Annotated in this window: 23 protein-coding genes and 2 pseudogenes; 13 read left to right on the forward strand and 12 right to left on the reverse strand. The window is 59.5% G+C overall.

All coding sequences use genetic code 11. The features are described 5' to 3' along the window. Window positions 1–608 precede the first annotated feature (608 nt). A complete protein-coding gene (locus tag SO139_RS40365; protein ID WP_474803039.1) occupies window positions 609–788 on the forward strand; it encodes a hypothetical protein in 180 nt (59 codons plus the stop codon). Between the two features lie 375 nt (window positions 789–1,163). On the opposite strand, the gene SO139_RS40370 is transcribed toward SO139_RS40365, so the two are convergent. Continuing rightward, on the reverse strand, window positions 1,164–1,316 hold the full coding sequence (locus SO139_RS40370) for a DUF2934 domain-containing protein (protein WP_498541771.1): 153 nt from the start codon (window positions 1,314–1,316) through the stop codon (window positions 1,164–1,166). Between the two features lie 98 nt (window positions 1,317–1,414). On the opposite strand from SO139_RS40370, the gene SO139_RS40375 reads away from it, so the two are divergent. Next, the gene (locus SO139_RS40375) at window positions 1,415–1,594 is read left to right on the forward strand and encodes a type VI secretion system tube protein Hcp (protein WP_474803036.1); all 180 of its coding nucleotides are present in this window, start codon (window positions 1,415–1,417) and stop codon (window positions 1,592–1,594) included. A gap of 1,163 nt (window positions 1,595–2,757) precedes the next feature. Here SO139_RS40375 and SO139_RS40380 read toward each other — a convergent pair. After that, a complete protein-coding gene (locus tag SO139_RS40380) occupies window positions 2,758–2,955 on the reverse strand; it encodes a hypothetical protein (protein WP_474803033.1) in 198 nt (65 codons plus the stop codon). Between the two features lie 212 nt (window positions 2,956–3,167). Here SO139_RS40380 and SO139_RS40385 point away from each other — a divergent pair, with 212 nt between their 5' ends. Continuing rightward, on the forward strand, window positions 3,168–3,365 hold the full coding sequence (locus SO139_RS40385; protein ID WP_498541772.1) for a hypothetical protein: 198 nt from the start codon (window positions 3,168–3,170) through the stop codon (window positions 3,363–3,365). Window positions 3,366–3,520: 155 nt separating this feature from the next. Then, window positions 3,521–4,204 (forward strand): helix-turn-helix domain-containing protein, encoded by a 684-nt coding sequence (locus tag SO139_RS40390; RefSeq protein ID WP_498541773.1) that lies wholly within the window; start codon window positions 3,521–3,523, stop codon window positions 4,202–4,204. Between the two features lie 428 nt (window positions 4,205–4,632). On the opposite strand, the gene SO139_RS40395 is transcribed toward SO139_RS40390, so the two are convergent. Continuing rightward, a complete protein-coding gene (locus SO139_RS40395; protein ID WP_474803024.1) occupies window positions 4,633–4,767 on the reverse strand; it encodes a hypothetical protein in 135 nt (44 codons plus the stop codon). 250 nt (window positions 4,768–5,017) lie between these two features. Further along, window positions 5,018–5,350 carry a MarC family protein gene (locus SO139_RS40400; RefSeq protein WP_474803021.1) on the reverse strand — a complete coding sequence of 111 codons (333 nt, stop codon included), beginning with the start codon at window positions 5,348–5,350 and terminating at the stop codon, window positions 5,018–5,020. Window positions 5,351–5,669: 319 nt separating this feature from the next. On the opposite strand from SO139_RS40400, the gene SO139_RS40405 reads away from it, so the two are divergent. From SO139_RS40405 to SO139_RS40435, 7 genes are all read left to right on the forward strand, one after another. Beyond that, the gene (locus SO139_RS40405; RefSeq protein ID WP_474803019.1) at window positions 5,670–6,143 is read left to right on the forward strand and encodes a hypothetical protein; all 474 of its coding nucleotides are present in this window, start codon (window positions 5,670–5,672) and stop codon (window positions 6,141–6,143) included. A 219-nt stretch (window positions 6,144–6,362) separates the two neighbouring features. Further along, complete coding sequence (locus SO139_RS40410; protein WP_474803016.1) at window positions 6,363–7,556, forward strand: sensor histidine kinase; 1,194 nt, start codon at window positions 6,363–6,365, stop codon at window positions 7,554–7,556. Window positions 7,557–8,016: 460 nt separating this feature from the next. Further along, window positions 8,017–8,472 carry a small heat shock protein HspD gene (gene hspD / locus SO139_RS40415; RefSeq protein ID WP_474803090.1) on the forward strand — a complete coding sequence of 152 codons (456 nt, stop codon included), beginning with the start codon at window positions 8,017–8,019 and terminating at the stop codon, window positions 8,470–8,472. 71 nt (window positions 8,473–8,543) lie between these two features. Further along, window positions 8,544–8,864: a hypothetical protein gene (locus tag SO139_RS40420; RefSeq protein ID WP_474803013.1), complete on the forward strand. Its 321-nt coding sequence runs from the start codon at window positions 8,544–8,546 to the stop codon at window positions 8,862–8,864. 14 nt (window positions 8,865–8,878) lie between these two features. Continuing rightward, window positions 8,879–9,388, forward strand: a complete 510-nt coding sequence (locus SO139_RS40425; protein ID WP_474803010.1) for a hypothetical protein — start codon at window positions 8,879–8,881, stop codon at window positions 9,386–9,388. A 234-nt stretch (window positions 9,389–9,622) separates the two neighbouring features. After that, window positions 9,623–9,979 carry a sigma factor gene (locus SO139_RS40430; RefSeq protein WP_474803087.1) on the forward strand — a complete coding sequence of 119 codons (357 nt, stop codon included), beginning with the start codon at window positions 9,623–9,625 and terminating at the stop codon, window positions 9,977–9,979. Between the two features lie 43 nt (window positions 9,980–10,022). Next, complete coding sequence (locus SO139_RS40435) at window positions 10,023–10,328, forward strand: sigma factor-like helix-turn-helix DNA-binding protein (protein ID WP_474803007.1); 306 nt, start codon at window positions 10,023–10,025, stop codon at window positions 10,326–10,328. A gap of 121 nt (window positions 10,329–10,449) precedes the next feature. Here SO139_RS40435 and SO139_RS40440 read toward each other — a convergent pair. The 8 genes and pseudogenes from SO139_RS40440 to SO139_RS40475 all read right to left on the reverse strand — a co-directional run bounded on the left by SO139_RS40440 (window position 10,450) and on the right by SO139_RS40475 (window position 18,804). Beyond that, window positions 10,450–10,909 (reverse strand): annotated as a pseudogene (locus SO139_RS40440) (GFA family protein). Between the two features lie 143 nt (window positions 10,910–11,052). Beyond that, window positions 11,053–11,430, reverse strand: coding sequence for an ABC transporter substrate binding protein (locus SO139_RS40445; RefSeq protein WP_498541774.1), 378 nt, complete (start codon window positions 11,428–11,430; stop codon window positions 11,053–11,055). Then, on the reverse strand, window positions 11,352–11,864 hold the full coding sequence (locus tag SO139_RS40450; protein ID WP_498541775.1) for an ABC transporter substrate-binding protein: 513 nt from the start codon (window positions 11,862–11,864) through the stop codon (window positions 11,352–11,354). Before SO139_RS40450 ends, SO139_RS40445 begins: the two co-directional genes overlap by 79 nt. A gap of 2,146 nt (window positions 11,865–14,010) precedes the next feature. Continuing rightward, window positions 14,011–14,295, reverse strand: coding sequence for a hypothetical protein (locus SO139_RS40455; protein ID WP_474803259.1), 285 nt, complete (start codon window positions 14,293–14,295; stop codon window positions 14,011–14,013). Window positions 14,296–15,239: 944 nt separating this feature from the next. Further along, on the reverse strand, window positions 15,240–15,488 hold the full coding sequence (locus tag SO139_RS40460) for a hypothetical protein (protein WP_474803262.1): 249 nt from the start codon (window positions 15,486–15,488) through the stop codon (window positions 15,240–15,242). A 1,073-nt stretch (window positions 15,489–16,561) separates the two neighbouring features. Further along, window positions 16,562–17,354: pseudogene (locus SO139_RS40465) on the reverse strand (SDR family oxidoreductase). Between the two features lie 213 nt (window positions 17,355–17,567). Beyond that, window positions 17,568–18,122, reverse strand: a complete 555-nt coding sequence (locus tag SO139_RS40470) for a DUF4142 domain-containing protein (RefSeq protein ID WP_474803268.1) — start codon at window positions 18,120–18,122, stop codon at window positions 17,568–17,570. A gap of 127 nt (window positions 18,123–18,249) precedes the next feature. Next, window positions 18,250–18,804 carry a hypothetical protein gene (locus SO139_RS40475; RefSeq protein ID WP_474803271.1) on the reverse strand — a complete coding sequence of 185 codons (555 nt, stop codon included), beginning with the start codon at window positions 18,802–18,804 and terminating at the stop codon, window positions 18,250–18,252. A 1,072-nt stretch (window positions 18,805–19,876) separates the two neighbouring features. On the opposite strand from SO139_RS40475, the gene SO139_RS40480 reads away from it, so the two are divergent. Next, window positions 19,877–20,374, forward strand: a complete 498-nt coding sequence (locus tag SO139_RS40480; protein WP_474803273.1) for a DUF1326 domain-containing protein — start codon at window positions 19,877–19,879, stop codon at window positions 20,372–20,374. A 48-nt stretch (window positions 20,375–20,422) separates the two neighbouring features. After that, the gene (locus tag SO139_RS40485) at window positions 20,423–21,223 is read left to right on the forward strand and encodes a DUF2182 domain-containing protein (protein ID WP_474803276.1); all 801 of its coding nucleotides are present in this window, start codon (window positions 20,423–20,425) and stop codon (window positions 21,221–21,223) included. Window positions 21,224–21,252: the final 29 nt, after the last annotated feature.

Below are 21,252 nucleotides of genomic sequence, written 5' to 3' on the forward strand. Positions count from 1 at the left end.
AGACCGCAGCCTCCTTTCTGCGACGACTGCCGCATGCCAGCTGCGTTCAGGACCGAGGTTCAGGCGCGGGCCGGCCAGTCTGCCCGCGTGTACCAGTGCGCAAACTGTGCGAAGGTCATCTGGGACGACTAGGGCCGCCCTCAGCTGGTTTTAGCCGCCTCCGAGCCGTACATAAATCTGCCGCCGCAGTTCAGTCCGGCGCTTCGCGTCCCTGGGCAGTCAACTCATATCGATCGCCATTCTTCCTCAGCCAGCCGCCCTCGACCATGCGAAGTACAAAGATTTCCTGCAGACTGGATGAAAGGCGCCCGGGTGATAGATCTGGTTGTTTCACTCGACCAGATAGCCGTAGAGCCGAACCTGCCGCAGAGTCCTACGCACCCCTGGTGAAAGAACCAACATGCGAATCGTTCAAGCGTCGGCTTGAAAGAGTGTTCCTAAGAATGGCGAGGCACTCCGGGGATGCTTATTGCCGCACGCATTCACCGCTCCCGTTCCAAAACGAATGGCTGCGGTTCTTGACCTTCACCCAGTATTTCTGTCGGGCGCCCGGTGAGGCCGGTCGCCTTGCAGTGGTGACGGAGATAGGCGCGAAACAGGAGAGAAGCATGACCAAGCCACAGGCACACGTGACACCGTCGTTCAGGCCGGAGCTGGATGATACGCAACTACAGAAAGTCGTCGGGGGCATCGACCGTACGCCCATCGCGGCCGGTGCCGAGAAGCAGACACCCATCGCACAAGGTCCCCTAGTGTGGCTGCCGATTGTGCCGGGGTGGAAAAACTGACGCCCCCAAGCTGTTGGCGCACAGTCAAACGGCCCCGCTGAGGGCCGCCAACCCGAACGATGCGGGTTTCCTCCAGCAGCACCTTTCGGCTGGGGCGCCTAAAGCAGACCAAGTCTTGGTTCCTACCTCTTGCTCGTCCTGACACATGACCGAAGGCGGACGGCCGCATTTGCAAAAGTTAATGCTCCAATACCCGTAGCCCGGGCAGGATCGGCTCTGCCGGAATGATCCCGGCAGAAGTGACTCCACGGTCTCGGCCTTCATCCCCATGGTCGAGACCGTATTTTGTGCCGAGGCTTCGGCTGTCGCCCCTCAGCAGCTCCCTGAAATAAAGTCAGCAAGGAGCGGGGGGGAATCAGTTAGCAGTCCCTGCCTTCAAGAGCCGCACATAGGTGCGAAAATTTCGTGCTGAGCACTTGTCCAATGGAAGTCCGCGTTGCCGTCGGGTTGACCATCGACGAGGCATAGGTGATAGGCGCGTTCGCGAATTGGGTGGATGTGGATGCCACGCAGCTCTTTGATCATCATTGAACGGTGATCTGGCTCACAGACGCGGCGTAGGCCTTGCACTGAGAGTGGCCGAACCAGCAAGGATGGGCCTCATGCTGGTTTGGATGGAGAGGGACATGGTCAAAGCGGAAATAATTAAATCCAATCCGACCACGAAGGAAATCTGCGAAGCAGAACTTGAGAGAGCAACGGGCGGTTCAAACTCAAGCGGGACTGGCACGGGCAAAGCCAGTTTCAACCCGTTCTCCATAACACGCAAGATCGACAAGTCATCGCCCGTCTTCTTCGGGCCATAGGCGTCCGATGAGCTGGCCGTCTTTGCGGACCGCGTAGTCGGAGCTAACAGTTAGCACCTGTAAACATGCCAACGCCTGTTAACAGGCGGCCCAGTCAGCGGGCGTTAACAACTAACACGAGTTTATACCCGTCTGATCAGCTCGCGGCGAACGTAGACGGGGCTATCTTAGGCCGTGGCGCAAGCGCCTACCCGCGTCCTATCTTTTACCTATTTAAATGTCGTGATACGATACTTCGAGTAGCCTCTGATGATGCAAGGCAAGCGCAAGCGCAGGCGCAACAGACTCAAGCAGACCAGATCACTGTACGAGCGCCTTATGGAACTAGCCCAAAAGGCTCGCAGTCGCGCGCTTGAGCTTCCGCCTTGCGCGGAACGGGAGAAATTGCTTCGGCAGGCGCGACAAGCCGATAGGGCCGCCGAGATAGACCAAATGCTTAGCTTAGGCTCGCCGAAATGAGGCAACGGCTGGATCAGTCGCCCGCGTCGGCAGGCGCGGCGTACGGCAGCCCCTCCGCAAGTAGCTAAACGCTGTATCTCGGCAGGTAAGTGCGTCTTTAGCTCGGCATCAGCTGCTTTCTCCCATGCGGTGCGCGCGGCTGCGCCGTCCTGCCCAAGCGCCGTACTCGCGGTTTCAGCGAACACGCCTTTGATGGGTAGTCTCGACTTGCTGCGCCTGATTGCGATGAACGTGCCACCGTTGGTGGACACTAAGAACGCATCGCGCACGTTGAGACTCGCCGAACCGCCGCCTGTCAGCCGATACGTGCTTCCCGTCATGCCGCCTTCTCACTGATGACCAGCATCCGGTAGCCATCGTGTTTAACTTCGTGGAACCACTCCGGCACCTGCCTGCCCGCGGTCGCGAGACAGAGTTCGTATGCCATACGCATGAAGCGAAGATAATATTTGCAGAACCAAAAGGGCCCCAGCCGTCGCCAATAGTTGCGGCCTTTTTTACGGAAAACTCGGCACCGGGCTCGGTTCAAAAGTGGACATAACCAGATTTCGGGCCGGTCTAGGCTACCTCAGCTTGGTCTACCCAAAACTGCCAAGCAACTCCACGGCCCCAGCGAGGTGTGCTGGAGCCGTTTCAAGACGATGGTGCTTCGGTCTATGTTGAATGATTTTGGATGAGCTGAGGCAGCTGGAATGCGACGTTGTTCAAGCTGAGCGGTGGCTGGCGCGGTGCTCACCGGGATCAGTGCCGGGATAGAAGCCGCAGAACCACCCCCACTGCGGGGCAGAATTCGGGACACCGGCGCGGCGGCCGATGACTCCGACACGGACGTCGCCGCTGTAGATCAGCCACGTCTCGTGGTGTGGATCGTCCTTGCTGCGGCGGCGGGTGAGAGGGGGCATGCGACGATCAAAGCGGTGCACGACCTCGCTGGCAAATTATCAATCCTCGTGGATCAGATGGTCGCGAGACCACAGTCAGTCGTAGCTGCGAGAAGATCTGCACTTCTGAAACCAGCGCCGCTTTGGCCATCACGGCAGTTCCTCGATCCAAGCGAGGAGACCGAACGCCGCGACAAACCGATCGAACCAACATGTGTTAAGGGTCAAATTCCTTGATCGCGATCAAACATGCGTCGCGCTACTTGCGCCAGTTGTCGGGCATGAAAGAGCCCGATGAGAAACCATATCAGGTTGAAGAGCAGGAAAGGAACATCGAGTCGTCGCGATCAGCGGAGATGCGCCAAGTCATTGAGGACTACATAAGCGATCTCCGACAGATCATCCGGAAGCTCCGCAACACACTGAACTGACGGTGTGGAGTCTGCTAGCGCCGACGATGCGCCGTCGTCGGCATTGTCCCTTGGTACAATGACCCTGGGGACAATCGTCATCTAGGCTCCCATCATTGGATAACCTCTTGGCGTGGAACCGATTTCTACTTTCCGCGCACAACTGAGGGGGATTCATGTTTGTGCGCATCACGAAGGATCAGACGCCGCGTCCCAGTTCACTCCAAGACCTCGGCATGACAAGCGGTACGAACCCGCAAGTCAGCCTAATTGAATTTACCTACAAGAAGGGGACCGAGATCTACGGCGAGAAAGAACGGGCCGAGTACGTCTACCACGTTAAAAAGGGTGCCGTGCGAACCTACAAACTTCTCTCTGATGGTCGTCGCCAGATCGGCGCATTTCATCTTGTCGGAGACATCTTCGGTCTGGAAAATGGCGGCGCACACCGCTTCACGGCGGAAGCGATCATCGAGACCACGGTTCGACTGATGAAGCGCCAAAGTCTCGAAACGGTGGCCGAGAGCGATGCGGTCGTGACCCATAATCTGCTCCGTATGACCACAAAAAGCCTTGAGCACGCTGAGGATCATATGCTTCTTCTGGGCCGCAAAGATGCAATCGAAAGAGTTGCGGCGTTTCTCCTCGAAATGGACAAGCGACTGAGTGGCGCTGCCAACATAACACTCCCGATGCCACGGCGGGATATTGCCGACTACCTCGGCCTGACCCTCGAAACTGTATCTCGCGCATTGTCACGATTGCATCGAGTGGGAGCCCTCGACTTCGTTGGCAACACGCAACGCGAGGTCAGGCTCCTCGACCGCAAGCGCCTCCTTGGCTTCGACTTGCAGAGTTAGCCGGTCCAAGCCTGCGCCTTGCAGTCGAGCGCCTTACTTAGGGCTCGATGCTGGCCACGACCCCGACGAGTGTTCCCGCGGCGGCCTCGGGGCTGGCGAAGGGGCGTTCGGCGGCGATTTCATGCAGCGGTCTGGCGGTGTGCGGTGTGGATGTGGGCGTCGAGCGTTGGGTTCGTGATACCGCGCCGCAGAAGCAGCGTGCAACCCCTTCTGGACGCTGTGTCGGCAGCGGAAAGTGCCAGCCGGTGCATCGGGTCCTTCCAAAGGGTCCAGTCACGCTGGCGACGCCACGTCTCGAAGTCTGCCTCAGTCCGCGTGGCCGCCAGCTCCTGCCACGCTACTTGGAAGCTCGTGCGGGCTTCCTCCAACGTCTCGGCAATGCCGCTGCGGTGCTCACCGGGATCGATGCCGCGATAGAGTCCGCAGGACTAACTCCACTGCGGGGCCGAGTTCGGGACACCGGCGCGGCGACCGATGACACCGACGCGGACATCGCCGCTGTAGATCAGCCACGTCTCGCGGTGCGGATCATCCTTGCTGCGGCGGCGGGTGAGAGCGGGCATGCCGCGATCAAAGCGGCGTACGAACCCGCTGGCAAATTATCAACCCTTCGTGGATCAGATCGGCGCGAGACCACTGTCAGTCGTGGCTGTGAACAGGTTGCAAGCCGGAGACCGCAGAGAGTGTCCGCTGTGCGTGCCAACCCCGGGCGGAAGTCGAAAAAAATGCCTCGAAGGCGAGCGGAAAAATCGCAATGTCACCGGGTTCCAGCGCTTCCCTGCGCTCTAAGGTCAGAACGAGGCAGATGAGCATTCACCCTGCCGGACTTTCTACTCTCACTGTCCGGCCGGCCTCACTGCCGTTGTCTTGCTCATGGGGCAGGCGATAGGCGATCTCGTTAGGTCGGTCGTGCCCAAAGATGAGCTGGATAGCTTGAAGCAGCAGCAGCACACCACCTGCAAAGCGAAAGGCTTCCAACGACACGTGCAGCGCGCCTAGTAATTGAACGCCGAACAGCGCAAAGCCGAACAAGACGCCGCCGGCAATAACGACAGCCCGAAGCGCCAACCGGACCCGTTCCGGGCGGTGTACGCCACCCGTCAAGCCGCCGAACACCAACGCGGTATCGATGGGCCCGATGGCCACAAAGAGTGTCGTGAACGTGTTACGGCGAAATCGGCGATCGGCATTGGTCTGAACTTGTGCGGCGCCTTCGATCCCTTAACCGTCCAAAGAAACGATTGTTCAAGACGAATTGACGCGCCGCCTGGATGTCGCAAAAAATTTTGCGGGCCCCCTTGAAGGCCATTGTTCGACTCCCAAGTCGTTTGCGCCGGGGGCCGGTTACGGATCCTGTTCGCCGAGAGGCTGAAAGTCTGAGCCAGTGACGGCGGCGCTGCCGATGGACTCTGATCAGGCCGGGCCGGTCCACGAGGATGGCCGGGCGCATCCTCGATAAGGAGAAATGAAAGACATACCAGGAGATCAAGATGAGCAGACGCATGCAATCTCGATCGCAGTGAAAAGGAGTACAAAATGGCACTACGCGATCTCGTTCCGTGGAACAACAGCTCACGCAAACTGGGCGTACCAGCCAGCCGGGCGGGATTTCTTCCCGCCCGCCTTCTTCGAGTGGACGCTTGCCATGAACACTTTGCCCTTATCGGCCAATTCGGCCTTTACTGCTCGTCAACCCGTCCCCGGTCCGATGACGCAGTCGGCATTTTCGGCGGATGTGCAAGCCACAGGCGACGACGAATTGGAGTCGCTGATCCGCCGGGATTACGAGCGGTGCCATCCCGGCGACACACTAGATGATCTCAAGCGGCGGGCCGCGTTTTCAAAGGAGGATAGAGGACTATTGCGAGATTGGATGGCGATAGCAGCGGCCTACAAGAAACGTTGCGCGACTGAATTCAACCGCGGTCGACGAAGTTAAGGGCTCGATACTTTCAGCCCCGCGGCGCGGTCGCTCTCTTGTGGGACGATCAGAATTTTCTGAGGCAGGCGCCAACCAAAGACGCCCCCGCGTCTTTCCGCTGCCTCTGTCGGGCCGCGGTTACCGCGACCAGTAGCAAGGTGTGGCCTGTCGGCGGCAACGTCCCGTTCATCCGCAGATCGGCTTGTCCAAGTGGGTAAACTGCTAGGAGATTCGTCATTGGAACCTGCGGCGGGCAGTAATCATTTATCCGGTATGCGATGGGAGACCAAAGTGCCCCCTTCGGAAGCGCACAAGCTTCGCAGACAAGTCTCTACATTGTCGGAGTTCGGCAAGCGAGCTTTGCGGAGCGATGACATAGATGGTCTCCTGCAAGAGGCAACCAGGCTCGTTTCTGATGCCATCGATGTTGAGCTAGTTAAAGTGCTGGAGCTCGTCCCAGGCGGCGAGAATTTACACGTCCGAGCCGGGGTGAATTGGAACCCCGGCGTGGTGGGGCACGCCACAATACCTGCGCATGAGGGCTCGCCGGCTGGCTATGCCTTGCACACGAACCAGCCTGTGATTACCGAAGATACCGAGAGGGAGGTTCGATTCGCGATTCCCGAGCTGCTGATCGAGCATAACGTCAGGAGCACCGTCAATGTTGTTATTCGCGGCGAGGACGGCCCATTCGGTGTGCTGGAGGTTGACTCGCGGCAGCTCCGGAAATTCGAGCAGGACGATATCGATTTTCTTCAGAACTACGCCAATCTCTTGGCTTCTGCTATCGACCGAGTGAGGATCCAGCGAGAATTGGCGGAGCGGGCGCTCAGGCAGGAAATGCTCGGTCATGAGCTTCAGCATCGGATCAATAACATGCTGACGACTATCCAAGCCGTCGCGCGGAGGACGCGCGCCAAGAGCAAGAGCCTTGATGAGTTCGCAAAAGCTTTTGAGGACCGATTGAGGGCGATTGCGCGCACTCATGCTTTATTGAACCGGACCCATACGAGCAAGATCGATATCCGCGAGGTTCTCTCTCAGGAGCTCTCACTGCACGGCGCTGTCGAGGGCGAGAATCTTAAGCAGCGCGGCCCCAAGATCTTGATTCCGGCAAAACAGGCCGAAGTGTTGTCGATGGCAATACACGAACTTGCCACAAACGCCGTTAAGCACGGCGCCCTATCCGTGGAGAACGGTCAAATTGATATATCGTGGGACGCTCATGATCGAGGCAATGGAAATGAGTTCCAACTTCGCTGGCGGGAGCGGGCAGGCTCCATCGCGCACCAGCCGGCCCGACGAGGCTTCGGTTCAGAGTTTCTCGAGAAATCGATACCACATATGTTGAACGGGCGATTCGAGCGACGGTTTGGCTCCGATGGAATAGAATGCACCGTCTCATTTTTGTTGGACAAGAATGATAAATGAGCGGAGCCGCATTCATCCAGACGACGTTCCTGATCCTGGCGTCCCACGCGCAACTAGATAGGCGTAGTCTTTTCAAACGCCTGCAACAAGCCGAGCGTCTCTCGCGATCAATACCCCACTAAGACAAATCACCAAATCGCACAGGCGACGCTGAAAGCGGTGTTGACCGCCTCCCTGGAAAAACCGGCAGCCCAACGGGCCATAAGGCCGCCGCCATGATCCTCCCCCCACCCGCTCAGTGGGGAAGTTCCTTTGGTGATCGTTAATGAAACCGGCCTCCGGCGGCCTCATCGGACTTGAAGAAAATTTTCGCCCCCTCTTGAAACCAAAAGCGACTTTGCTAATTTTTTTCTCGCCATCGAACGGTGGCGTCCGGGCGCCTGATGGGCCCGGGCAAAAGACGGGCACCGGTCGTGTCCGGTGCCGCTCGTATCCATCTTGCTCTTTGGAGGATTTGGCTATGCGCACTTACGACTTCTCTCCCCTGTGGCGTTCGACCATCGGCTTTGACCGCCTCTTTGACCTCGCAGAACTGGCCAAGCGGGAGGGCGAGGATAATTACCCGCCCTACAACATCGAACGGCTGGCCGACGACCGCTATCAGATCTCGTTGGCAGTTGCGGGTTTTGCGCCCGACGATATCACGATCACGGCTGAACAGAACGTGGTCACCATCGAAGGCAGCAAGTCCGACAAGCCCGAGCGGGACTTCCTCTATCGCGGCATCTCGACCCGCAACTTCAAGCGTCAGTTCAACCTGGCGGACTATGTTCAGGTCAAGAGCGCCGCGTTCGACAATGGCCTGCTTAAGATCGAACTGGTCCGGGAAATCCCGGAAGCCATGAAGCCGCGCCGGATCGCGATCAACGGCGCGGCAGCCGACAACGTCCAGAAACTGGAAGCCAAGGCAGCCTAGGTGCGGCTCTGGCCGGCGCCGCGCGATGCATCGCGCGGCTGCCGCTCATCGTCAATGAAAAGGAGGATACCATGCGGCCGACGACCGCCGACGACAACGTTTTCGACTTCACCGCGCTCCTACATCCAGGTACCGCCTTCGAGCATCCAAAGGATGTGGTGAATCACTCCAGCCTGACAACGGCCGAGAAGAGGGCAATTCTGGCATCGTGGGCCTCGGATGCTTCTGCAATAGCCTCTTGCCCATCCATGCGCTCACCCGTCGGGCTGAAGAAGCCAGTATCGATCGATGAGATCCTCGAAGCTTTGTGCGAACTCGATGGCGGTCCCCGGAATCCTCCCGGAGGCAAACCCTGTCGATTGCGCTCTACCGAACGTGCCATTGCCGCCTGAGGAGGAGGTGGATCATGCTTGAGGTAAACCTGGAACGGCTGCGTGCGCATCAAAGGAATATCGACCGCTATCGCAGGCTGCTCGCAACGCATCTGTCGGACCTTGAACGCTCGTTTATTCAGCGCCGTTTGAGCGAAGAGGAAGCATCGGTGAGAGGACTTCTGCGAGAGACGTTCCCCGACCGTCTCTCCGCGGGACTGCCGAGGATCGACGGACGAAGGGCGCCGCTTGAAGTGGCTGCGCTGCTCCACCCGGCCGACGCATTCGATCATCCCTTGGACGTCGTCGACGATTGCGATCTAACGCCTTACGAGAAGCGGGCAATCCTTTCATCCTGGGCCGCAGATGCCTGCGCCGTTCCCGGACCAAAACGGCCCGTTTCGGATACTGCCGTTAGCTTCGACGATATCCTTGATGCCTTGCACCTTTTGGAATCGGAACCAGAGCCCGCCGCCGATCACAGCGAGGATCCTGGTCGTCACCAGGGGCACGATGGTCCGGACACGCTTTCCATTGATTTCTAAAAAGCTGTCGCGAGGTGGAAATGTATCAAACCGTCTCTCAACCACTGCCATCCGTCGGTAGCGGGCTGACGCACTAAAACGAACTTCGCCAGGCGCTGGCGTCAGCACGGCGCTCGTGATGCAGCCTATCGCCTCGTCACCAGCCATCTGCGTCTCGTTGCGAAGATCGCCATGCGCTACCGGGGCTAGGGCCTGCCGATCGCTGACATCGTTTCCGAGGGGAATATCGGCTTGATGCAAGCGGTGCGGCGCTTTGATCCAGAGCGCGGGATTCGTCTTTCTACCTATGCGATGTGGTGGATAAAGGCGACAATCCAGGAATACGTCCTTCGGTCGTGGTCGCTGGTGAAGATTTCGGCGAATTCTGCCCAAAAGAAATTGTTTTTCAAACTAAGGAGAACCAAGAGCGCTATTTCAGCGCTCGATGACGGCGATTTGCGACCGGATCAGGTCAAGACAATCTCTGAGCGCCTCAAAGTATCTGAGCATGAAGTGGTGAATATGGACCGCCGGCCTGCGTGGCGACGTTTCACTGAATTCACGGACCAATGGCGCCCAAGATGCGGGAGATGCGCTAGAACAACTTGTTGATCCCTCACCTCGCCATGACATCGCGTTCGCTGGGGACGAAGAATTGTCGAAACGGCGCGCCGCGCTGAAGGCTACCATTCAAACTCTCAGTCCCCGCGAAAAGCATATCTTTACCGAGCGCTACTTAACCGAGGGCCCTCCCAAGCTCGATACGCTCGCGATGGAGTATGGCATCTCACCAGAGCGCATCCGTCAAATAGAGCTGCGCGCATTCCAGAAAGTGAAATCCGCGATGCAGCAAGGGGAACCTGCCAAAAGAAGCGCGCAGCCAAACTTGGAGCTACCAGAGCGCTCGGCTGGGATCCGGAAGGCCTCCGGAATGGGTGAAAATGCGAAGAACTCAGTGTGAGTAAATCTAGTCCGCCGTACCCCACTGACCGGACCTCGACGAGGCGCACGGCCACTTCGCTGATGGACCAATCGCAGAGCGATCGGTACGGCCACTGCATCCGACAGTCGTCAAGTCAAGGTTACGTTGCCGGTTTAATCGCTCTAAGGCTGCTTCTCGAACGTTTGCATCGAGCCGACGGATGTGAGCCATGGCTGCGCGGAGCGAGATCACCACTGAGTATGGGGGACGATCTGGTCGCGCGACGAATGGAGCCCACGCGGAGGGCGTAAATCTTGGGGCCTGCTCCGAGCGCCGTCGCGTAGACATGCGTTCCACATTCCGGGCAAAATGCTTGTGGCCTCTTGTTGCCGCTTTCGGCGGTCTTGACGTAGATTTTCGGTTCGCCCGAGAGCAACCTGAAAGCGTCGCGCGAAGGCGTGCACGCGGAATGCAGAGCCGGAGAACGTCTGGAAGTCGGTGCAATTGCAGAGCAGGGTCTTGTCCGGCTCGATCTCGGCCTCAAAGGTGATGTATCCGCAGTGACAACGTCCGTCGATTTTCAACTTAATCGTCCGCAGCGCGTTCGTGCGCAAGCTCATGCTAACCTGCTCATGTTCTCGGTGTGCATGTTTGCGAACCGAATTCGCAAAATCTTTGGACTGCCCTGGGCCCCACGTTCCCACTGACCGGACCTCGACGAGGCGCACCGAGACTTCGAATCATGCGCCGCAGCAACCGGATCTCATTCGATCACCTCGTCGGCGCGGGCGAGCAATGAGGCAGGTATTTCGAGGCCAAGCGCCTTTGCTGCCTTGAGGTTGATCACTAGGTCGAACTTGGTCGGCTGCTCGACCGGCAGATCGGCAGGCTTGGTGCCTCTGAGGATTTTATCGACGTAGTCGCCTGCACGCCGGAGTAGATCGGCTATATCGGCGCCGTATGAAACCAAACCGCCATTGGTGGTGAACAGTCGGAAGAAGTAGAGCGCGGGCAGACGATGCTCCGTTGCCAGCGCGGTAACCCGTGTAACGTGATTAACGGTCAATTCACTGCCAAGCGGAAATATTGCATCGGCGTGCTGGGCTGCTGCCGAGGCAAAGGCAATGTCGAGTTCCTCCACCTTGTCGCCTCCAGTATCAGGAAAGTCACGCCCAGCTTCCGAGCAGTTTCGGGCAACTCCTCGGCTACATTGCCCGGGTTGACCAAGACCGCAATTTTTGAGGCAGCAGGAACCATCTCCCGCAGGATTTGTATCCCATTGCTGGCGATATTTCCCGGAACGAGGGATGCCAGACCCGTTATGTTGCCGCCGGGATGCGACAGGCTTTGGACGAGGCCATGCCGCACGGGGTCGCCCACAGCAAAGAAAACAATCGGAATGCTGGCAGTTGCCGATTTCAGGGCTAGGGCTTCCCGCGCGGTCGGGCCAACGAGCACATCGGGTTTGAGCGCGACAAGCTCGTTCGCGAGAGGCGCTACGCGCTCCTCGTGCCCCTCGGCCGATCGGTAATCAACGATCAGGTTCTTCCCTTCGATCCAACCGTGATCGCGCATGCTGTCCTGCCACACCTTGTAGTTTGGCAAGTACAGGGGCACGGTATCAAGATAACCAATCCGGCGAGGCGACCCCTGTGCCCACGAACGCCGCGGCGAAACAAGAAGTGCCGTAGTGCCTGCTATAACTCCCGCCGTCGCATGTGTCGCTCCCTCAAGGACCACGCTCGTAGGATTGCAGAGTAACACTTTGTGGGACGACCGGAAGCCGCCCAATTCACCCCTCGCGGTCTAGTCTGGCGGAGGCCTACACGGGCCCGGTCGAGGCAGAGCCGCAACGCCGCCGATCCTAGCGATTGGGCATCGCAATCGGGCCATCATGGCCTAGTGGGTCTTCATGTCGCCGACGGACAGGCTCGGCCTCACTCCGAGGGTATTATCGGCATCTACGCCTTGCGGCCGCTTCCCGCCTCTGCGATCTTAACAACGAACAGGCCGAGTCCGCTGGGCCATGGTGATTTCCTTTCGGGTTGCGGTACGAATAATTCGGTGCGGCAGCGATCCACTGCGACGGAAATGGGTTGCTGTGGAAGGACGGTCTGTGCCGCACACTCTCGAGAGGGGCCGATGACCAGCACCGTTTACTCTCCTGACGGGTCGTCGAGAACAGGTTCACCTGCCAAGGCTGCGGCAAAAGATTGCAAGTCAAGGTGCCCGTGAAATCCTTCAAAGAATAACTCTGGCGGCGTCGTGCTGCCGCTCCAGAACCACTTCCCATGGCTGCATGCCGGGCATCTGTCATCCGTTGTCGTAAGGGTTGCCCCGCAACGCCATCTGGATGGCGGCCATGACAATGGCGCCGAGCACACCGCCGATCAGTACACCAGCGGTGAAGCCGCACCAGAAGCTCATCGCTCTAGACCCTGATTGGTGCTCTGCCCTTGGTTCGCCATGGTTTGCCCTGACGTTCGGCGCGGGTGAGCGTTCCACACCGGGATCGTCCGGTGTGCAAGGTCGCCACTTCGTGATGCCGTACATATCCCGATGCCGATATGATGGGGATAGCTTCGTTCAGCGAATATACGGCTGTTCCAGCGGCCTAAAAACTCACCCGCCACGCGTGGTAGAGGTAGCGGACGTGTCGGATGATCGGCCACGTGCTCACCCAGATCTCCGCCGTCCAGGGTGGTGAGGCCGCGTCCCTTCAGCCAGTCATGCCGGCGGCGAGCTCGACGAGCTTGCGCGCTGCGGCTTCCGGGTTGGCGAAGGGACGTTCGGCAGTGAGCTTCACGAAAGAGCCTTAGTGCCGTCGCGCATCGGGAAGACGCTCATCATGATCGGACCCACTGCCGCCCCTCAGGATCGCACTACACTTGCTGCAAGCTTTGCAGATGTCCCGCGGGTACAGTGTTCCGCCCGATCCGTGGGATGTTCGCCATCTGGAACGCTTGCTACCCCAACAGGAGGATGTGTGTTCGGGTATGTTCCACTTGACGTATTCCTAAGCCAGGCCGCTCGCCTCGCTCTATTGCTCGCAGGTCCTCCTCAACGTGCTTCAACGCCGGACGCGGATTGATGCCGGGCGCGGCTTGTAGGCCTCCGAGCAACTGGCGCCGAAGTTCACGCATGTCCTCCAATGCTCGGCGGTTCTTCAAACGTACATAAGCGGAAACGATCAATTCAATGGTGTTCGATGGCATGGGTGCTCCGAAAATACGCTTCCTAAAAAAAGCGCTGTCGGGCTGGAAATACAGATCCCGGCAGCGCGGTATTTTCTAACTGGGCACTGAAATCCCAGTTGATTTTGAATATGCAATGGTCATGCCACAGGTATGTGACGGACCGGTCCTCGCGGGCAAATGAAAAGGGGGGCAAGCTGGGGCCATTCGTCACGCGGGTACCTGACGGGGACCAGGTACTGCGCCGACAACCTGCTTTTGAAGTTCTTCGTTCCTAGTAAGATCAAAGAATAGGTCCCGCTCTCGTGCAGCTCGAGCCAGCCACGCTCAATCGGCTTTGGACAGCGCTGCGCGCCCGTCAGCAGCGATGCGGTACTCAACTTCACCTAAATCAGCGGGTCAGCCCCGACAAGCCAGAGATCGACTAGCCGGGCGACGAGTTCATGATCGAAGAGCGGTGGGCTGATCTAGGATTCGGAAGCCAGCCGTCTCAGGAAATCGCGCTCGATCGCAGTTAGCTCCATTCGTTACTGCGTCAGGTGCACGAGGAAAGCCTCGCAAGCATTCTCGGCTTCGACGAAGGTTTTGAAGGGAGACCCAGCGATTTTGATTGCCGACTTGTTCAGGTGGATGGGGCGCCATGAGGCAATGAAGCCAGGCTGTCCGTGAAGCCCGGGACCGGTACGGCTTTCATTGCTGATCACGAACGAAAATCCGCCGCTGCTCGCCATCCATATTTCGAGCTCGTCCCGCGACGTATCAACGCGAGCAAAGTGCAGGGCCAAATCACCCCCCACATTCTTACTCGTCATAAAGTGTCACGGGTGCAGGCCGGGCGCATTTACCTGCGTGAAGTCCTGACGATCGCACAGAAAGCGCAACCGCCAACGGTTGGCAGGGCACGCACGCCGGTTGACCAGTGACGGAGAGACAGGCCAGCCGGCACGTGCTGGCGGGCCGCTCTCGTGAGGCGGCTGTGCCTCCAATGCCAGCCTCGCTTCCCCGAACCTAGGGCTTCTCCGGAGGCGTCGACGCGATCTTGCCTGTTCCGCCGCACGTCGGGCACGGCCGGTAGAGTATCTTGCGTACCGGATAGGGTGACGTCATCAGGGGCCAGTGCCCGAGCCGAAGCACTCCGGGCAGACTTTGACCTGTTCGCTTATTTCGGTTCTCCGATTCGAGGCGGTATTGCCTCGCGATGGATCGAGCACCGGCGGCGCCTGCTCAACAACGCACGGGGCGCGGGACCCGCCGGTTCACGCTGGTGGGCTGCAAAAAGGCCGCAGCGTCGAATGCCGCTGCGGCCCCGCCGGGTCAAAAAGAATTGGTGAAGTATTTGCCAGCCCCGGTACCCAACAGGCTACCCGCCGACATTTCTGCACCGCAAATCAAATCGGGCGAGTCACTTAATGAACAGGATTAACTATTGCCGTGGAGACATCATTAGGACAACTGCTTTGACTGATCATGGGGAAGAGCTGACGGCTGAACCTTTTGGCTGGCCGACCCAGGCTGGTAGTAGTCCGGAGTGGCGGGAGGGTTGGCTTCCTTTAGCATCGAAAGAAATTCGATCCTGACGGGAGCCCGGGGCCCGTGGAGTGGCTGGCAAGACAAGTCTCTTTTACGACCCTGCCAATCCAGAACTGGATGTTATTTGCACTTGCGGGTCTGATCATCGGTGCAGTGTTCGTCTTGATCGTGCGCGTGATGTCATCGCGGAGCTGAGCTGCAGCGCGCAGACCGGTCCCGAGCAGCCTCACTCCGTCGCCAACTTCGTTTCGATATAGGCGTTCACGGTTTCAGCAAAGGAGCGCTGAACTCCAACCACGGCATTCTGCTGGGCTAGAACGTCCTGCTGGAGAAGTCGGAGACCGCTCTTGCGGGCCATGGCCGGGGTGACCTCCAGATACTCGTTGATAGCCCTTTCAGCCAAGGGAACGGCATTTGGATCTCCCTTAGCTATCAGTCGGCGCAGGATGCCTCGACAGTTATCCAAGTGCGGCATGGGCCGAATATGCAGCCAGATTCGAAGTGAGGACACCCCAGAATTCAGTGATGGTGAATCCTGGGGCGGTTCAGGACCCGAGCGCAAACTGGAGCGGCGGCCTCGAAGGGCCCATGCACCCCAATTATTTCTTCAGGCAATCCCATTTCCCGCGCCATCCGACCCGGTATGCCGGCCGGGGCGCTATTTCCGACGCGACGATCCGACGCGCACCATCGACGAAAGCCGCTTTCGCTCGTCTCGGTCCATTCCTTTGGCTTCGTTGATTTCATTTCGAGATCATCCGCCGGTCCGGCCGGGTCGGTATTGGAAAATTTCCGGTGGCGACCCTTGATGTCAAACGCCATCCGGAACTGCCCCCTCAATTTTCCATGGCGCGCGACACCATTGACGGCTTGGCGCAGGCGAGGGGGATCAGCACATCATCGACGAACTGGAGCATTTCAAAGGGCTCTCCCTGGAGCTGGCGACAGCACCTCGCCCGAGGGCGCCGACTTGCGGTCGTTCGCGATCAACAATCGATTGGGCAGGGCCATAGGCGGCCCAGATTACCGGACAACGGACCCAGACCTGGCTCGCCGTAGCAGCCAGCCGCCCGCCTTGCTCAGCGGTCGTTACTGGCATCACCTCCATCATCAGCGGCCGGCCGGTGAGGCAACCGATCCAGAATTCCAGGACCAGGTCATCTCCAAGTTGGGCGAACTGACTGGTATTGTGTTTTTTTAGTGGACCACAGGTCGGTTTCGGCGCCGGGCACTCCGCCGCCGGCGTCTCCGATGCATTATTCGAGGGCCGCGGCGAGCGAAGCGCAAATCAGTGGCGCGACAGATACAATGCGAGCGACCCGCCACAGCAGCAGCCTCGAAAGCTTCCGACAGCGCGAAATTGTCGTTTGAAATCTATGGGGCCGTTTGGCTGCGATTTGTCGGAAGTGCGCTTAAAAAACCTTGCAAAAGCATCTGACTTCCAAGCTGAATACGAGGGTTCGCCCACTCCGATCTATTGAACGATTTATTCTGCCCAAAACGATATAGACGTCACTCAGTCCCCCTTCGTCCCAGGGGGGATGATTGCTACGGTTGTCCCGAGCCGCCCGCTGCGCCATAGACTTGGCCCGTGGCGTAGCTGGCATCTTCCGCGGCAAGCTGGACGTAGATCGATGCCAACTCCGCCGGCTGGCCGGGACATTGACGCGGATACCGCGCGGGGCGAGCTGCTTTGCGAGCGACTTGACGTAGTTCATCGTTGCCGCCTTGGTTTGCGCGTAGTCGTAGAGATCGGGAGAGGGATCATAGGCCTGCTCGGATGCGGTGCCGATGATGCAAGCCCCCGGTTTCAGGTGCGGCAGCGCCGCCTTGATGATCCAGAACGGCGCGTAGACATTGGTCTTCATCGTGGCATCGAAATCCTCCGACGAGACGTCGAGAATCGAGTTGCGTGCCTGCTGTCGCGCCGCGTTGCAGACGATGATATCGAGTCCACCGAAGCCTTGCACGGCGCGTTCGACCAGCTCTTGCAGAATGCTTCGTTCCGGAGATCTCCGGGGATGGCGAGGGCAACGCGGCCCTCCTTCTTGATCAGTGCGACGACGTCCTGAGCGTCCGGCTCCTCGTTCGGCACGTAGTTGATGGCAACGTCCGCCCCCTCGCGCGCGTAAGCGATGGCCGCTGCACGGCCCATGCCGGAATCGCCGCCGGTGATCAGCGCCTTGCGGCCGGCGAGCCGGCCTGAGCCCTTGTAGCTGATCTCGCCGTGGTCGGGTCGCGGATCCATCTGGCTCGCAAGGCCAGGCCAGGGCTGTGATTGCTTCTTGAAGGGCGGCTTCGGGTAGCGCGATGTCGGGTCGACCGGATCCTGCTCGGGCATGTGCTCGTTTCCTTTCGCCGTTGCTGAAGGCAGCGAAGCCGCGGCAAGACCCGCACACGCCGCGTGAACGACGTGCCTGCGCGATACCGATGACTTACCGCTCATGAGTTCTCTCCGCCGGTTCCAGCTCTCAACGCGCGGAAAGAAGCATCGTTGCTAGGAGTTCGATCGGATGCCGGTCAGCCTGCCGGCATCCGGATGAAGCGGGAAGTCTTACTTGCTGGACTGGCCGACGCTCGGTGCCTTGCCGAGCTCCTGCGCCATGTCGAGATGATGCTTCAGTGCCGGCAGCGTCTTGCCGGCCCAGTTCTTCATCTCAGGATTGTCGCCGCCATTGGCATAACGCTCGAACAGCGATACCGCATCCTTGTGCGCGCTGACCTGATAGGAGTCGTAATCCGAGCTGAAATCCTTGCCCGATGCGGCCTTGAGCTTGTCGAGCTTGCTCTGGTGCGAACTGTCGAGCACGGTCGGAGCCGTGGCTCGAACCTTGCCGCTGTCGACCAGCTGCTTCAACTCGCCCGAGGTCTTGGTGTGATCGGTCACCATCTGTTGGGCGAAGGTCTTCTCCTGCGCGTTACCCTTCTGCTCGGCAAGCTTACTCGATTCGATCTCGAACATGTCGCTGATGGCGACCTCCTTGACGAAATCGGCCGTGGTGGGAGCCACGCCGAGCACCGAGTTCACGCCGGTTTTCTCGCCGACCGATTGCGCGAGCACAGGGCTTGCAAGCAAACAGCAGCCGAGTGCAATTATTGTCCGTTTCATGATTTCTAGTCCCTTTAACTTTAGCCGCAGCTTCATCGCTCAGCACGTTATGCATAGTGCCGACCAACCTTCTGTCGAAGGCGTTGTTCCAAGTCGTAGCGGCCGGAGCGGGCTTGCTCTCGCGCGATCAAAGAAATGGACGGAAGCCATAGCGAAGCGCAAAAGGTAGGTCGTTGGCAGCCTCAACCTTCAAGAGCCGCACATAGGGCCCGCTCTCGTGCATCTCGAGCCTGTAGCGTCCGATCGCGCGTTTCGTCCAAACTTGTCTCCGCTTGCTCTGGCCGCGGAGAGGAATGGCGCGTTGATCTTCTCGATATGGAGGCGGCCCGATCACTTCGCCCAGTGATTGGCGACGCCACCTTTTAGCGGACGAATCGGTAAGTCCGGTGGCGGGTAGGATAGTCTCCGCGACCTGGGTGAATTGCACCTCTCTGTAGGCCGCCGGCCGAGCCAGATGCGCTGCCGGTCGTGCCGCTGGCTCCAGCTCCTGTACCAGTCGTTCCGGCCGATCCAGCGGTGCCTGCTGCCGCCGTGCCTCCCATGCCAGATGATCCGCCAGAACTTGCGCCTGCTCCTGCTGCTGCGCCTGCTCCGACACCTGCTCCTGCTCCTGCGCCTGCTCCGACACCGCCAGTACCTGCACCAGCACCGGCACTACCAGTTCCGCCAGCACTTTGGGCATATGCGAGGCTAATCGGTGCGCCAGCCAACAAGGCCGCGGTCAGAATTGAGAACACCATCTTCGACATTTCAGTTTCCTCGTTTTGCAATGCCCGACCAACCGAGCCCACGAGCAGACGTTCCTACGAATAGGAACGCTCAGCAGCGAGGGCGAGTTGAAGGGTAGCTTCCGCCACTGGATACAGACCGGCTTGGCGCCTCGTTGGCGGCCTCAGCGATCCTCGAAGCTGGGGCCGCTTTCGCGAGATCCGCGAATGGCTTTTCAGCCGAGGAACCAACGCACCTGTCCCTGATTGGCTTTCTATGATTAACGAACCCAAGTCGACCCATATTCAACCCCGGCGCGCGTCTGCCTCGGCGTTGCTTTTATTGGCGTGGCACTGCTCGTAGCGGCGCTTCTTATGGGCATGAATCCATGACGTACGGCCGCCTAGGCCTTGATCCCGGCGCGCCCAACTCCGGGCCGCTGGCCTTCAGCGTGTAGAGGAACGGCGCGTTGATCTTCTCGATGGATGCGTCCGCCTGGACGGACTCGATGCCCCTAGCGATCACGACCAACTTGCGCGCGGCGGCATCGGGGGTGGCGTAGGGTCGTTCTGCGGCGAGCTACATGCGCCCATCATGTCGGCTCTGATCCTCCCCTGAGATGGTGCCACGTCTGCCGCAGGTCATGCAGATGAGCCATCCGAAACCTGGTACCGACAGCCTCTACCCATTAGGTCATAGGCGCTGTCGTTCGTCGCGGATGCCCGCAGGGGTAGCGCCTCGCTGTACGCCCCGAGCAGCCGCTGATATGCTCGCGCGATTGGGACCTTAGATTGCAGTCCGCAAGACAGACTTCGGTGCGAGCCGGCTTTTTGATCGAGGATCGATCCCGCTCGCAGTTTCCACGCTAACGACTTTAACGCTCAACGGCATTTTCAAGCGGCTGCCTCGTCCTCCTCACATCAGGAGATATGCCATGGCTGCATCGGACTGGCGTCTCGAAGGCGAATGGATCAAGAATTGTAATTGCGCGTTTGGCTGCCCCTGCGATTTCAATGCCCGGCTGCTTTTGCAAGGGGCTGGTCGGCATGAGGATCGGCAAAGGCCATTTCGAGGGCACGAGGCTCGATGGTCTCTGTTTCGCGGCCACCGTCGATTTCCCGGGAGCGCTGCACGAAGGCAACGGGAAGATGCAGCCCATCATCGATGAGCGCGCGACGGCTGAGCAGCGCCAGGCGCTGTTTAACATCTTCTCCGGCAAGCATTCGGCCGAGGGCACGATGTTCCAGATCCTGAGCCTGATCGTGACCACCATTCACGATCCGGTCTTCGTGCCGTTCAAGAATGGCCGCGTCGCCAAGCTCATCGCCAAGGGCGTGCTGGAGACGGAGGTCGAACCGATCACGAATCCGGTGACGGGCGCTCCGCATCGCATCCAGGTCGTGATGCCCGAGGGCTTCGAACATCGGGGCGCCGAGGTCGCCTCAGCCAACATCCACTCCACCGGCGCGATCAAGTTCGACACAAGGGGCACGCACAGCTCGCTCGCGACCGTCGTGCAGACGCCGGAAGGTGTTGCCGCCTGACGCGCAGAATTCGCCTCGGATCTGCCGCGCTGCCAGTCAGGTGGGCTCATGAGCGAGCTGCGAGTGCTCGAACACGTGCTGCGTCGCGATCGTCTGGTCGTTGCGGTCGGGCTGATCGCGGTGACGGCGCTGGCATGGGCGTACCTGGCCAGCGGCGCCGGCATGGATACCGAGATGATGGCCGAGATGCCGGACATGGAGCCGATGCCATGGACGCCGGCCTATGCCGCGCTCCTGTTCGTCATGTGGTGGGTGATGATGATCGCGATGATGGTGCCGAGCGCGGCGCCCACCGTCCTGTTGTACGCCGCCGTCAAGCGCAAGGAGGGGGCGCCTGCTGCCGCAACGGAAGCCTGGATCTTTCTCGCCGGCTATCTCTCGGTATGGGCAGGGTTCAGCCTCGTCGCAGTCCTGGCACAATGGCTGCTCGAACGCACTGGGCTCCTGTCGATGGCGATGGCAAGCACCAGCGCAGCGCTCGGCGGCGTCATCCTGTTGGCTGCAGGGCTCTACCAGTTCACACCGCTCAAGACGGCCTGCCTTCGTTACTGCCAGAGCCCGCTATTGTTCCTCAGCCAGCATTGGCGCTCCGGCCCGACCGGGGCCCTCGGCATGGGGCTTCGCCACGGCGTCTATTGTGTCGGCTGCTGCTGGTTTCTGATGGCGTTACTGTTCGTTAGCGGCGTGATGAATTTCGTCTGGATCGTCGCCATTGCCGTCTATGTCGGCTGCCAGAAATTGCTGCGGTTCGGCCCAAGGTTCGGACCAAGGCTCGGTCCAAGACTGAGTCACGCGGCCGGCCTAGCTCTCATGATCTCCGGCGCGATCTTGCTTGCGCGCGGAATGTGAAGTTCGGGAGGATGCGCGGCGTCCTCCCC

It is taken from the genome of Bradyrhizobium sp. UFLA05-89, from assembly GCF_059803475.1.